The organism is Microcoleus vaginatus HSN003 (genome assembly GCF_022701255.1).
GTDB classification, from domain to species: domain Bacteria; phylum Cyanobacteriota; class Cyanobacteriia; order Cyanobacteriales; family Microcoleaceae; genus Microcoleus; species Microcoleus vaginatus_B.
This window is the reverse complement of record NZ_CP031705.1, coordinates 5,480,772-5,493,286: the sequence shown is the minus strand read 5'-3', so window position 1 is coordinate 5,493,286 and position 12,515 is coordinate 5,480,772. Positions and strand designations below refer to the sequence as shown.

Annotated in this window: 12 protein-coding genes and 1 riboswitch; of the genes, 7 read left to right on the top strand and 5 right to left on the bottom strand. The window is 48.5% G+C overall.

Going from position 1 to position 12,515, the window contains the following annotated elements:
• Window positions 1–168: 168 nt before the first annotated feature.
• Complete coding sequence (locus D0A37_RS23765; RefSeq protein ID WP_242718126.1) at window positions 169–1,074, bottom strand: CoB--CoM heterodisulfide reductase iron-sulfur subunit B family protein; 906 nt, start codon at window positions 1,072–1,074, stop codon at window positions 169–171.
• Between the two features lie 385 nt (window positions 1,075–1,459).
• On the opposite strand from D0A37_RS23765, the gene acpP reads away from it, so the two are divergent.
• Window positions 1,460–1,714, top strand: coding sequence for an acyl carrier protein (gene acpP, locus D0A37_RS23760; protein WP_006633716.1), 255 nt, complete (start codon window positions 1,460–1,462; stop codon window positions 1,712–1,714).
• A gap of 97 nt (window positions 1,715–1,811) precedes the next feature.
• Window positions 1,812–3,065, top strand: a complete 1,254-nt coding sequence (gene fabF / locus D0A37_RS23755; RefSeq protein ID WP_242718124.1) for a beta-ketoacyl-ACP synthase II — start codon at window positions 1,812–1,814, stop codon at window positions 3,063–3,065.
• A 316-nt stretch (window positions 3,066–3,381) separates the two neighbouring features.
• Here the strand turns inward: fabF and psbA (D0A37_RS23750) are convergent, their stop codons facing one another.
• The gene (psbA, locus tag D0A37_RS23750; RefSeq protein ID WP_242718117.1) at window positions 3,382–4,464 is read right to left on the bottom strand and encodes a photosystem II q(b) protein; all 1,083 of its coding nucleotides are present in this window, start codon (window positions 4,462–4,464) and stop codon (window positions 3,382–3,384) included.
• Between the two features lie 209 nt (window positions 4,465–4,673).
• Window positions 4,674–4,753, top strand: a riboswitch (adenosylcobalamin-variant (AdoCbl-variant) riboswitch).
• 8 nt (window positions 4,754–4,761) lie between these two features.
• On the opposite strand from psbA (D0A37_RS23750), the gene cobG reads away from it, so the two are divergent.
• The 5 genes from cobG (at window position 4,762) to D0A37_RS23725 (ending at window position 10,343) form a co-directional block, all read left to right on the top strand.
• Window positions 4,762–6,345, top strand: coding sequence for a precorrin-3B synthase (cobG, locus tag D0A37_RS23745; protein WP_242718123.1), 1,584 nt, complete (start codon window positions 4,762–4,764; stop codon window positions 6,343–6,345).
• 148 nt (window positions 6,346–6,493) lie between these two features.
• Entirely contained in the window at window positions 6,494–7,123 is a 630-nt protein-coding gene (locus D0A37_RS23740) for a precorrin-8X methylmutase (RefSeq protein WP_242718121.1), read from the top strand.
• The gene (locus D0A37_RS23735) at window positions 7,120–7,830 is read left to right on the top strand and encodes a precorrin-2 C(20)-methyltransferase (RefSeq protein WP_242718119.1); all 711 of its coding nucleotides are present in this window, start codon (window positions 7,120–7,122) and stop codon (window positions 7,828–7,830) included. Before D0A37_RS23740 ends, D0A37_RS23735 begins: the two co-directional genes overlap by 4 nt.
• 227 nt (window positions 7,831–8,057) lie before the next feature.
• Window positions 8,058–9,140 (top strand): photosystem II q(b) protein, encoded by a 1,083-nt coding sequence (gene psbA / locus D0A37_RS23730; protein ID WP_242718117.1) that lies wholly within the window; start codon window positions 8,058–8,060, stop codon window positions 9,138–9,140.
• A gap of 435 nt (window positions 9,141–9,575) precedes the next feature.
• On the top strand, window positions 9,576–10,343 hold the full coding sequence (locus tag D0A37_RS23725; RefSeq protein WP_242718115.1) for a GerMN domain-containing protein: 768 nt from the start codon (window positions 9,576–9,578) through the stop codon (window positions 10,341–10,343).
• Window positions 10,344–10,613: 270 nt separating this feature from the next.
• Here D0A37_RS23725 and D0A37_RS23720 read toward each other — a convergent pair whose 3' ends face one another.
• From D0A37_RS23720 to efp, 3 genes are all read right to left on the bottom strand, one after another.
• Window positions 10,614–11,006, bottom strand: coding sequence for an ArsR/SmtB family transcription factor (locus tag D0A37_RS23720; RefSeq protein WP_242718113.1), 393 nt, complete (start codon window positions 11,004–11,006; stop codon window positions 10,614–10,616).
• Window positions 11,007–11,036: 30 nt separating this feature from the next.
• Complete coding sequence (accB, locus tag D0A37_RS23715; protein WP_242718111.1) at window positions 11,037–11,594, bottom strand: acetyl-CoA carboxylase biotin carboxyl carrier protein; 558 nt, start codon at window positions 11,592–11,594, stop codon at window positions 11,037–11,039.
• Window positions 11,595–11,800: 206 nt separating this feature from the next.
• Complete coding sequence (gene efp / locus D0A37_RS23710; RefSeq protein WP_242718109.1) at window positions 11,801–12,358, bottom strand: elongation factor P; 558 nt, start codon at window positions 12,356–12,358, stop codon at window positions 11,801–11,803.
• Between the last annotated feature and the right edge of the window lie 157 nt (window positions 12,359–12,515).

The window sequence follows — 12,515 nt, the reverse complement described above, 5'->3', positions numbered from 1 at the left end:
GGTTAGTCTACCGCAGTGCCTGGAAGCACTTCGCGAAAAAGCGACAAAACTTCACAGTTATTCATGCTGGGAGGCTTATCAAAGTAGGTTGCTACTGAGCACGTCCGTGGTTAGAGCGGAGTTATCAAGGACAAACTTCTTTACTACAAATCTGTGTAAATCGATCGACTAAAAGCCTAATTTTTCTAACACGGGCTTAGTTGAAACAATATGTCGATCGAGTCCTAGTTTTTTCGGCTCCACACCCAAAGCTAAAGCCACCAATTGCGATAAATGCAACACCGGCAAACCCAATTTGCGCCCGATTACTTTTTCCACCTCCGGCTGTCGCGAATCCAAATTCAAGTGACACAGAGGACAAGGCGTTACCATACAATCAGCGCCATTGTCAAGAGCATCTTGAATATGTTTGCCTGCCATCCCAAAAGATTGGTCAGTGGCATAACTCGCCAACGGCCAGCCGCAGCACTGCGTCCGCCCTCGATAATAAACAGGAGTTGCCCCGATCGCCCGAAATACATTTTCCATCGATTCCGGTTGGTGCGGGTCATCGTAAAGCAGCTTATCCTGAGCTCGCAGCAGGTAGCATCCATAAAAAGACGCGCACTTTAAGCCCGAAAGCTTGCGGGTGACTCGCTTCTGCACCTCGTCGAGCCCGTAATCGGCAACGATCGCCCACAACAGATGTTTCACCTCGGTACTGCCTTGATAAGGCGAACAGCCTTGTTTTTTGAGTAAACCGTTGACTTTTTCTATGTAGTTGGGATCGGTTTTTTGGCAATCCTTGAGGCGATCGTCCACATGACCGATTACCCCTTGACAAGTGCTGCAATGCGTCAGCAAAGGCAGATTCAGTTCCTCAGCCAAAGCAATATTGCGAGCGTTGACAGTATCTTCGAGCAACTGCGAATCTTCCTTGAAAGTGCCAGAACCGCAGCAGGAAGCTTTTTTGAGTTCCACCAGTTCAATCCCCAACGCTTGAGTTAGCGCTTGGGTAGACAGGTAAAGTTCGCGGGCAGCCCCCTGGGCAACGCAACCGGGAAAGTAAGCATATTTGAGAGTTTGGGATGGCATAGTCGTTTCTGCTGGGGACACAAGGTTCGGGAAAAGAAACTTGAGCCATCGAAGTCGGGAGGCTTCCTGCTTAGTTTTCCCTCTTTATAATTAACGTATCACCGCCTAGCTAGGAGCTAATTGTCAGCTTTTCTGAAGCATTTTGAGTTGATGACTGACGCACCATCGACCAAAAATCCGGTTCCTCAACGTTATCAGGTCGCTAAACGAGATGATTGATTTTGGGCTATTGGGTTTTTTTTTGCCTTAGTCTTAGAGTTGCTGCGCTTGTCCGTGTCCCAATTGTCGCTGGCCCGTGTCACTTAGAAAAGCGGCCAGCGTTTCCCCTGCAGATCCCCCTTTCGGATAAGATTAGATACGCAGCAACCAATGAGGACACGATGTTATGAGCCAAGACGACATTTTTGCTAGAGTCCAGAAAATTGTGGCAGAGCAACTGGAAGTCGATAAGAGCGAAGTCAAGCCCGAAGCCAACTTTGCTAACGATTTAGGAGCCGATTCCTTAGATACAGTAGAGCTGGTCATGGCATTGGAAGAAGAGTTTGATATTGAAATTCCCGACGAAGCAGCCGAAGGAATTACTACGGTTCAAGCTTCTGTAGATTTCATCAGCAGCAAACTTGCAGCTCCAAAAGCATAAAATACCTGTCTTTTCCCCTAAGAGGAGAGAAGTTAGAAAACTGGAAACTCCTCTTTTGTTCTGCGTTCTGGGTGTTTAATTTTTTGAAACTGAAATCATGACAAATTTAGAGCGTAAGCGCGTTGTTATCACGGGTCTCGGCGCGATTACACCGATCGGCAATACCTTGTCCGAGTATTGGGACGGGTTGCTTGCCGGGAAGAATGGTATAGGCCCGATCACCTTATTCGACTCGTCGCGGCACGACTGCCGCTTTGCCGCAGAGGTGAAGGGTTTCGACCCACACGACTATTTAGAGCGCAAGGAAGCAAAGCGGATGGATCGCTTTGCTCAATTTGGGGTGTCAGCGAGCAAACAAGCGATTGCTGATGCAAAGTTCGAGATTAACGACCTGAACGCAGAACAGGTGGGTGTCATTCTTGGCACTGGCATTGGTGGCCTGAAGGTTTTGGAAGAGCAGCAAGAGATCTATCTAACTCGCGGCCCCGATCGATGCAGCCCGTTTATGATTCCCATGATGATTGCGAATATGGCCGCGGGGCTGACGGCGATTCAAACGGGTGCTAAGGGGCCAAACTCTTGCACGGTGACGGCCTGTGCTGCTGGGTCCAATGCGGTGGGCGATGCGTTTCGCCTAGTTCAGGGGGGTTACGCGCAAGCCATGATTTGCGGCGGTACCGAAGCTGCGGTGACACCTTTGTGCGTGGCGGGTTTTGCTGCGGCGAGGGCGCTTTCGACTCGCAACGATGACCCGACTCATGCTTCTCGTCCGTTCGATCGCGATCGTGATGGTTTTGTCGTCGGCGAAGGTGCTGGCATTCTGATTCTAGAAGAAATGGAACACGCTCTGGCGCGTGGCGCGAAGATTTATGCAGAAATCGTCGGCTACGGTTCAACTTGCGATGCGTATCACATGACTTCTCCGGTACCGGGGGGTGAGGGTGCGTCGCGGGCGATGGCTTTAGCGCTCAAGGATGCGGGTTTGACGCCGGATCAAGTGAGCTATATCAACGCTCACGGCACGAGCACGCTTCCCAACGATTCTACGGAAACGAAAGCGATTAAAAAGACTTTGGGAGACCATGCTTACAAAATAGCAATTAGTTCTACCAAGTCGATGACCGGCCATCTTTTGGGCGGTTCTGGGGGAATTGAAGCGGTGGCGGCGGTAATGTCGATCGCCAATGACAAAATCCCGCCGACAATTAATCTGGACAATCCCGATCCTGAGTGCGATTTGGACTATGTTCCTCATACAAGCCGCGATCTAAAAGTTGATGTGGCGCTGTCGAATTCTTTTGGATTTGGCGGCCACAACGTGACACTGGCATTCAAGAAGTTTGTTCAGTAACGGACAATTTTAAAATCGAGAGTCGAGAGTTAAAAGGTGAAAAATTAATTTTTCACCTTTTAATTTTTAGATAAATTTTAGATTGGGCGATCGCTTGATTCAAAACGCTTACTTGTCATGAGTCAAGCGCCACGAAGTAAGCGAGTTGCCGAAAGGGCGAGATTCTTCAGTTCCTTCAGGACTCAGAATTACAACTACTCAAGCGGACTTGATATCACTCTATTTGTTAACAGAAGAAGAACTATAAAAATATTTTTCCCCAAACAAAAAGCGCCCCTATTACTAGGAGCGCTGTTTGTCAATCAAAAGCTAAAACTTAGCCATTGATAGAAGGAGCAACCATTGCTACGGGAGTTGTAACACCTGCAGCCAAATCAAGCGGGAAGTTGTGAGCATTGCGCTCGTGCATTACTTCCATACCCAAGTTAGCGCGGTTGATGACATCAGCCCAAGTATTGATAACGCGACCTTGTGAGTCGATAATCGATTGGTTGAAGTTGAAACCGTTCAAGTTGAAAGCCATTGTCGATATACCCAAAGCGGTAAACCAGATGCCGACAACTGGCCATGCACCTAACAAGAAGTGCAAAGAACGGCTGTTGTTGAATGAAGCGTATTGGAAAATCAAACGACCGAAGTAGCCGTGGGCTGCAACGATGTTGTAGGTTTCTTCTTCTTGACCGAATTTGTAACCGTAGTTTTGCGATTCGGTTTCGGTTGTTTCACGAACCAAGGAAGAAGTAACGAGAGAACCGTGCATTGCGGAGAACAAAGAACCACCGAAGACACCAGCAACTCCCAACATGTGGAACGGGTGCATCAGGATGTTGTGCTCGGCTTGGAACACGATCATGAAGTTGAATGTACCGGAGATACCCAAAGGCATACCGTCAGAGAACGAACCTTGACCAATCGGGTAGATCAAGAATACTGCGGTGGCTGCTGCAACTGGTGCAGAGTAAGCGACGCAGATCCAAGGACGCATACCTAAGCGGTAAGACAGTTCCCATTCACGACCCATGTAGCAGAAGATGCCGATGAGGAAGTGAAATACTACCAATTGGTAGGGGCCGCCGTTGTACAACCACTCATCGAGGGAAGCTGCTTCCCAGATTGGGTAGAAGTGAAGGCCGATGGCGTTGGATGAGGGAACAACTGCACCTGTGATGATGTTGTTACCGTACATTAAGGAACCTGCTACTGGTTCACGGATGCCGTCGATGTCCACTGGAGGGGCAGCGATGAAGGCGATGATGTAGCAGATGGTGGCGCTGAGCAAGGTAGGAATCATCAAGACGCCGAACCAACCGATGTAAATCCGGTTGTCTGTGCTTGTTACCCACTCACAAAAGCGTTCCCAGACATTGGCGCTTTCGCGCTGCTGTAAGGTTGTTGTCATTTGTTTATGATTGCTTTATTTGGTTTTCAATGTTCGGATGATGTTTATATTATTAACGGTATTGTTAAGGTTTGTAAAGGGGCTGAGCGACAGTTAAACTGATGACTGCGATTAGGAAAGCTGATGAAAAGAGAGAGAGGGGCGATCGCCAGAAGTTTTGTTAAGAAAGTTGAGGGTTTTGCTTTCTGCGGGTCGGCTTGTGATATATTTCTCAAACCTGAAAGCGGGAAAGTCCGGTGCAATTCCGGCGCTGTGCCGCAACTGTAAAAGTCAGAATGCCGATTTCGGGGGCGCTTTGTGAGCGTTTACTTTTGGATTCCCTGCGTAGCACGGGGAGGAGATTATTTGTTAGCTTTGACTGATTTGCCGACTTGTCCGGGTTTATTTTACGGTTCCCAAGCCCGAGACGGAGTTTTATCGAGAATGCGGGTTCCGGGGGGAATTTTAAACGCGCAGCAGTGTCGCACGATCGCCGATTTGGCAGATCAATACAGTACCGGCTGTTTGCAAGTGACCAATCGGGCAAATTTGCAAATTCGAGAAGTGCACTCGGAAATTGCCCCGGAAGTCTGGAACCGCTTGCAGGAATTGGGTATAGCGTCTCGTCGCGTGGAAGTTGACCCGATTCGCAATATTATGGCAAGTCCGACAGCAGGGATCGATCGCCACCAGTTACTCGATACTCGCCCGCTAGTCAAAGCTTGGGATGATTACCTGCAAACACATTCCGAGTTGTCGGAACTTTCGCCTAAGTTCAGTATTGGCTTCGACGGCGGGGAATCGGTTTCGATCCAGGCTTTACGCAACGATATTTTATTAGCTGCATTCGGTCGTTCAACCGAATCAGAAATCGTTTTTCGGCTGCATTTAAACGGCGATACAGGAATTTTAATCCAAGAATCGCAATGTATTTCAGTATTAGCCGCCCTCGCTAGCACCTATCTTGAATACACCAAAAATAGACCTCGAATTGATGGCAAAAAACCACGTTTGCGTCACCTGCTGGCAGATTGGGGCGCTGAAAGTTATCTAGAAAGGGTAGAGAGGAATTTACCATTTTTATTGCAATTCACATCAGACACCTCTCCCCAAAACAGGCAAGATGCCTGTTCCACAAAAAGTGAATTTCCTTGTGGGGTGGGCATCTTGCCCGCCCGCTTGATCGGCTCCTCTGAAAAATCCATCACCAATCACCGACATCTCGGCATTTACCCTCAGCAACAGCCGGATTTCTCCTACATGGGAATTGCACTGCCTCTCGGTAGGCTAGAATCAAAGCAACTGCGGAATTTGGCAAACTTAGCCCAAAATCTAGCCAGCGGTACCCTGAGACTTACGCCGTGGCAAAATCTGTTGATTTGTGATATCCCCAACTCCCAGCTTTTTGAGGTAAAACAGCAAATCGCCGATTTGGGATTGCACTCGTCGGCGACTCGCCTAGATTCGTGCTTGGTGGCTTGTGCAGGCAGCAGTGGCTGTGCATCGGCGGCGACAGATACTCAAAGTCACGCCTTAGCAATGGTGAGGGATTTAGCGCAAAAATTGACGATCGACCTGCCGATTAACATTCATTTCAGCGGTTGCCAAAAGTCCTGCGCCCAGCACCAGCCAATTGATATCACGCTGGTGGGAATTCAGATTGAGCGAGGAGACGAGACGATCGAAGGTTACGACATTTATGCAGGTAGAAAAGATTTGCCCTTCGGGCGACTAATTTTCCCGGCGGAGAGTGCGATCGAGATGCCCAGTACGATCGAGCGAATGTTGCGGGTGTATCAGCGGTTTCGAGAGCCTGTGGAGTCATTTGGTGAGTTTGTTGATCGGCAGGCGATCGACCAATTGCAGGAGTTGTTGAGCAGCGAAAATCGGAATTTAAAGTGAAAAAATATCCCATTAAAACTGACAAATTTTAAGCATTTCTCTTTCTATCTCTCTTGAGATTTCTTCCTTCGCGTCCTTTCCCTCTTCGCGGTTCATTCAAAAAATCTATTTCAAAAATTCAACAAACTTCCCACAGCAGTTTTAAACAATGATTGACTACATTCGAGACGGAACAGAAATCTACATTAAATCCTTCGCCACAATTCGAGCCGAAGCAGATTTGTCAAGCTTGCCGCCCGATTTAGAATCGGTAGCCGTGCGACTAATTCACAGTTGCGGCATGACGGATATTGTTGCAGATTTAGCAGCTTCGCCCGGTGCGGCCACCTGCGGACGCCAAGCCCTCGCCGCAGGGGCGCCGATTCTGTGCGATGCCCGGATGGTGGCCGAAGGCATCACTCGCAAACGCCTTCCCGCTGACAATGCGGTGATTTGCACCCTCTGGCATTCCGAGATTCCAGAGTTGGCGCGGCAAATAGGAAATACTCGATCGGCGGCGGCGCTGGATTTATGGCTGGACAAATTGCAGGGTGCGGTTGTGGCGATTGGCAATGCCCCGACTGCTTTGTTCCGACTACTGGAAATGCTGGATGCCGGAGCACCCAAACCGGCTTTAATTCTGGGTTTCCCGGTAGGATTTGTGGGGGCTGTCGAATCCAAAGCCGAACTGGCCGCCAACAGTCGGGGAGTGCCATTTATTACGTTGCACGGGCGGCGCGGTGGCAGTGCAATGGCAACGGCGGCCGTGAATGCGTTAGCGAAAAAGGATGAATTATGACTAAGGCTACTGGTAAATTGTACGGTTTGGGTATTGGCCCTGGCGATCCAGAGTTGATTACTTTGAAAGCTTATCGGATTTTGCAATCGGTGCCGGTGATTGCTTATCCGGCGATGGAAAATGGTAAGGTGCTGGCGCGGGCGATCGTCGCAGATTATCTGCGCCCGGAGCAAATTGAGATTCCGATGCCGTTGCCTTTTAGTCCGACGCGATCGTCTCAACCTTATTATGATATTGCTGCCGAGAAAATTGCCGCACATCTGAGCGAGGGACGGGATGTGGCGGTGCTATGTGAGGGCGAACCTTTTCTCTACGGCTCGTTTATGTATCTATTCAACCGCTTGTCGGGGACATTTACCACTGAAGTTGTGCCGGGAATTTCTTCGACAATGGCGAGTGCGGCTGCGTTGGGAGTGCCGCTGACTTATCGTAACGATGTGTTAAGTATTATGCCTGCGACGCTGGAGGCTGAGGTTTTGCGCGATCGACTGGCGGTTGTTGATGCGGCTGTGATTATTAAGCTGGGGAGGCATTTTGCGAAAGTCCGGGACGTACTGATTGAGTTGGGACAGTTCGATCGAGCACTGTATATAGAACGCGCAACTATGCCGAATCAGCGAATTCGGGCGATCGCAGAGGTCGAGCCCGCTGAAGTTCCCTATTGGGCTCTCATTATGATACCCAGCCAGCAAAAGTCTGTATCCTAATATTTCTATGCCTGAAGGCGACGCGCTTCCAGGCTTTCCCTACTTTTTGTCCATTCTTTCTGATTTATCCACCATTCCTGCTATTGATAAGTCAATCTTATGTCTATCATTAGTTAATCTGTTGTTAAAATACTTTACAAACCTTAGAATATGCTTTATGGTTATTAACATGGCGGAACACAAAGCCGTCACGAACATTGAAAACCAAATAAAGCAATCATAAACAAATGACAACAACCTTACAGCAGCGCGAAAGCGCCAATGTCTGGGAACGCTTTTGTGAGTGGGTAACAAGCACAGACAACCGGATTTACATCGGTTGGTTCGGCGTCTTGATGATTCCTACCTTGCTCAGCGCCACCATCTGCTACATCATCGCCTTCATCGCTGCCCCTCCAGTGGACATCGACGGCATCCGTGAACCAGTAGCAGGTTCCTTAATGTACGGTAACAACATCATCACAGGTGCAGTTGTTCCCTCATCCAACGCCATCGGCCTTCACTTCTACCCAATCTGGGAAGCAGCTTCCCTCGATGAGTGGTTGTACAACGGCGGCCCCTACCAATTGGTAGTATTTCACTTCCTCATCGGCATCTTCTGCTACATGGGTCGTGAATGGGAACTGTCTTACCGCTTAGGTATGCGTCCTTGGATCTGCGTCGCTTACTCTGCACCAGTTGCAGCAGCCACCGCAGTATTCTTGATCTACCCGATTGGTCAAGGTTCGTTCTCTGACGGTATGCCTTTGGGTATCTCCGGTACATTCAACTTCATGATCGTGTTCCAAGCCGAGCACAACATCCTGATGCACCCGTTCCACATGTTGGGAGTTGCTGGTGTCTTCGGTGGTTCTTTGTTCTCCGCAATGCACGGTTCTCTCGTTACTTCTTCCTTGGTTCGTGAAACAACCGAAACCGAATCGCAAAACTACGGTTACAAATTCGGTCAAGAAGAAGAAACCTACAACATCGTTGCAGCCCACGGCTACTTCGGTCGTTTGATTTTCCAATACGCTTCATTCAACAACAGCCGTTCTTTGCACTTCTTGTTAGGTGCATGGCCAGTTGTCGGCATCTGGTTTACCGCTTTGGGTATATCGACAATGGCTTTCAACTTGAACGGTTTCAACTTCAACCAATCGATTATCGACTCACAAGGTCGCGTTATCAATACTTGGGCTGATGTCATCAACCGCGCTAACTTGGGTATGGAAGTAATGCACGAGCGCAATGCTCACAACTTCCCGCTTGATTTGGCTGCAGGTGTTACAACTCCCGTAGCAATGGTTGCTCCTTCTATCAATGGCTAAGTTTTAGCTTTTGATTGACAAACAGCGCTCCTAGTAATAGGGGCGCTTTTTGTTTGGGGAAAAATTTTAGAGACCGGCTTCTATGCGTTAAATCGCTTAAATCCGTTACCCCCCTTACCTCCGTTACATCCATCCGTTGTCTTCCTTCTTCCTTTTTACTTATTTTTTCTTCCTTTATTCTTTAATTTTTTATGATTACTATAGAATATAGCCACTAGGCTGATCGAGATACTGTGACATACTCCAAGGGCTAAATCTTATATTATGGTCTAGGATTCCAATAGTCGGATTCAGAATATGTTGGGCTTGCTATAAAGTGTTCGCTAGCAGCAATGCAATTGTGTCAATTCCCGAATCTAACCATAGACAAATGTAGCTGATCAGGAGTCGCTCCTCACCGTCCCAAGCGCTCTATCTGTAAGGAGAATTTGTATTATGAAAGATGGACAAGAAGCACGCCGCGTCTCCACCGCAGTGATTGCCGGTGTTTGCGGGTTAGCTTTAGTGGCGGGAGGGGGCATTGCGTGGTGGACGGCGAATCGTTCGCCAACCCCCGCAGATACGCAGTCTTCCGCTCCGACTACCGCTCCAGCGCTGTCCCCAAGTCCTGCGGAATCCCCTGTGGTAATTATCCCGGTGCCCCCTCCAACTCCTGTCCAAGAGCCTACCGCTCAGACGCCTAACGCTCAGACGCCTAACACTCAGACGCCTAATGCTCAGACGCGTAACGCTCTGGTGCCGAGGTCGCCACAGCCAAAGCCGCAGCAAACCGATGTCCAGATAGTGCAAGTCTACTGGGTTAAAGATGCGAGCGGCAAATTTGAGGGAGTTCCTACGAAAGTAGCTGTCAAACAAGCTGACCAGCCTGATGCAGCTTTACAAGCTGCTTTTAACAGTTTGTTGGCTGGGCCGAAGGATGGAAATGTTTCTAGCGAAATTCCTAATGGGACCAAACTCAGGGGTTTGAGTGTTAAGAATGACGGAGTTTATGTCGATTTGTCGGCAGAATTTACTTCGGGGGGAGGGAGCAATTCGATGACTGGCCGGTTAGGGCAAGTTATCTATACGGCTACGAGTTTACAACCGAATACAAAGGTTTGGATTTCGGTGGAAGGCAAGCCTTTAGAACTTTTGGGTGGCGAAGGTTTGGAGGTGGCTCAGCCGAGTACCCGCCAAAGTTTTGACAAAAATTTTCCCCTTTAGTAATTATGAGTCATTAGTTAGGAGTGATTAGTCATCAGTCATTAGTCATTAGTCTGAAGGCAGAGATTAGGGATGGGAGCGTCCCCATTAGAGCTTTCACACTCTGTGCGACCCTCTTGCTCGCGCTTAGATATAGGCTTTACTGTGCAGGATGCTCGCATTCATAAAAAATGCTTTTTCCTCGCATTGAGATGCTGCCACTAGGGAGTAGGGATTGATAACTGATCACTCCTAACTAATGACTTCTAACTAATGATTGATGACTCATTTTCAGTGTTTGGTGGTTAGGCTAAATGCCCGAAAGTGGAGGGCTTGCTGTTCGATCCGGCTGGCAAGCCGATCGCACACCATATTACACAGCTCGAAAATTAACTCGTCTTGCACCCTATAATAAGCTGAAGTCCCTTCACTCCGGCGAGTGAGGATACCAGCTTGGAGCATGAGTTTTAGGTGCTTAGAAACATTGGCTTGACTCGTTTGAGTAGCTTCCACCAATTCTTGCACGCATTTTTCGCCGTCGCGAAGCAAGTTCAAAATTCGTAAACGCATGGGTTCGCTCAAAATACTGAAATACTCAGCAACTTGTTGCACAACCTCTTGCGGGACAGGCTGGGATGACTTCATCAAACTCACCGGAGAGAAGTGATCGGGAAATATTAGCATTTATTCTGTCCATAACAATAAAGTAATCCTTCAATCCGGATTAATTCGCATCAAAACTTGACCGTATTCGACAGGTTCGCCATTTTGAACTAAAATTTCCATCACTTGACCCGACACCTCATCAGCATCGATCTCGTTCATCAGCTTCATCGCTTCGATAATACAGACTGTCTGGCTCACCTTGATACGATCGCCCACATTGACAAAAGGCGGCTCGTCAGGAGCAGCAGCGCGATAAAAGGTTCCTACCATCGGCGAGATAATTGGCACCCATTTCGTATCAACAGAAGCAGTTACGGCAGCAGGTACGGCGACAGGGGCGACGGGTACAGGGGCAGCCAAATCCACTGCTAAATTTTGGTCAACAGCAGGAGCGGACGCCAAGGTGGGGCTAGCAACAGCGCCCAACGCGATCGGAGCGACTGTCGCCACGGCAGCAGGGAGCGCAGCATCGGTGCTTGATGAACTTGCCAGACTGCCTTTGCGTACTGTCAGTTCAATATCCCCACTTTTTAAGGTCAGTTCCGAAATGCCAGTTTTGTCTAATACAGTTAGCAGTTCGCAAAGCTGGTTTAAGTCTAGTTGCACAGCAGATTCAAGGGTAATTGAGAATTGAGAATTGAAAATTGAGAATTGAAAATTGAAAATTCAGAATCAGGCGAAGCTAGGAGCATGAACGACTTTGGAGGCAAAAGGGATAGTTTTTAAGCTGTGAGCAATGAGTATTGAATTTGGACTTCTTTAACTCATAACTCAGAACTAAAAACTAAAAACTCCCTTTTCCTTCCTCGTTTCTACTCTCGGCCGAGGTACTTGTCTTCACGAGTATCAATCCGAATCCGTTCTCCAATGGAAATAAATAGAGGCACCATAACCTGAGCTCCGGTGGAGACGATCGCTGGTTTGCTGCCACCGGTGGCAGTATCTCCTTTGACTCCGGGATCGGTTTGCAACACTTCCAAGACGACAGAGTTGGGCAGTTCCACTTCCAGGATTTGGTCGTTCCAGCGAAGGAGGTTGACTTCCATCCCTTCACTGAGGTACTTGACTCGATCGCCTATTTGCTTAGCATTGAGGCGACTTTCCTCGTAAGTTTCCATATCCATAAAGACGAACTCGTCGCCCTCTTTATAGGTATGCTGCATCACGCTCTTTTCCAGGTTGGCTTGAGGCATAGTCTCGCCCGCCCGGAAGGTTTGTTCTACTACGTTTCCGGTTTGGACGTTTTTTAATTTTGTCCGCACGAAAGCCGAGCCTTTTCCTGGCTTGACGTGGAGGAATTCGATAACCCGCCACACGCCGTTATTCCATTCAATTGAAACACCTGGTCGAAAGTCGTTACTGGAGATCATATAAATTTTTGCGGGCAATCCCGTCGCCTTGCGGGCACGGGGGAACTACAGTCAGTCGATTTTAGATTTTAGATTTTAGATTTTAGATTTACTCCACAGATGAATTTGGGAGATAGAACCTTGGTCTAAAATTTTGATCTCTCCACGACAGGAGTCT

Bases quoted from the DNA above. Each gene is read 5' to 3' on its own strand.
- acpP (WP_006633716.1), top strand. From the start codon at position 1,460: ATGAGCCAAGACGACATTTTTGCTAGAGTCCAGAAAATTGTGGCAGAG.
- D0A37_RS23765 (WP_242718126.1), bottom strand. From the start codon at position 1,074: ATGCCATCCCAAACTCTCAAATATGCTTACTTTCCCGGTTGCGTTGCC.
- psbA (WP_242718117.1), bottom strand. From the start codon at position 4,464: ATGACAACAACCTTACAGCAGCGCGAAAGCGCCAATGTCTGGGAACGC.
- D0A37_RS23720 (WP_242718113.1), bottom strand. From the start codon at position 11,006: ATGCTAATATTTCCCGATCACTTCTCTCCGGTGAGTTTGATGAAGTCA.
- D0A37_RS23735 (WP_242718119.1), top strand. From the start codon at position 7,120: ATGACTAAGGCTACTGGTAAATTGTACGGTTTGGGTATTGGCCCTGGC.
- efp (WP_242718109.1), bottom strand. From the start codon at position 12,358: ATGATCTCCAGTAACGACTTTCGACCAGGTGTTTCAATTGAATGGAAT.
- fabF (WP_242718124.1), top strand. From the start codon at position 1,812: ATGACAAATTTAGAGCGTAAGCGCGTTGTTATCACGGGTCTCGGCGCG.
- D0A37_RS23725 (WP_242718115.1), top strand. From the start codon at position 9,576: ATGAAAGATGGACAAGAAGCACGCCGCGTCTCCACCGCAGTGATTGCC.
- D0A37_RS23740 (WP_242718121.1), top strand. From the start codon at position 6,494: ATGATTGACTACATTCGAGACGGAACAGAAATCTACATTAAATCCTTC.
- psbA (WP_242718117.1), top strand. From the start codon at position 8,058: ATGACAACAACCTTACAGCAGCGCGAAAGCGCCAATGTCTGGGAACGC.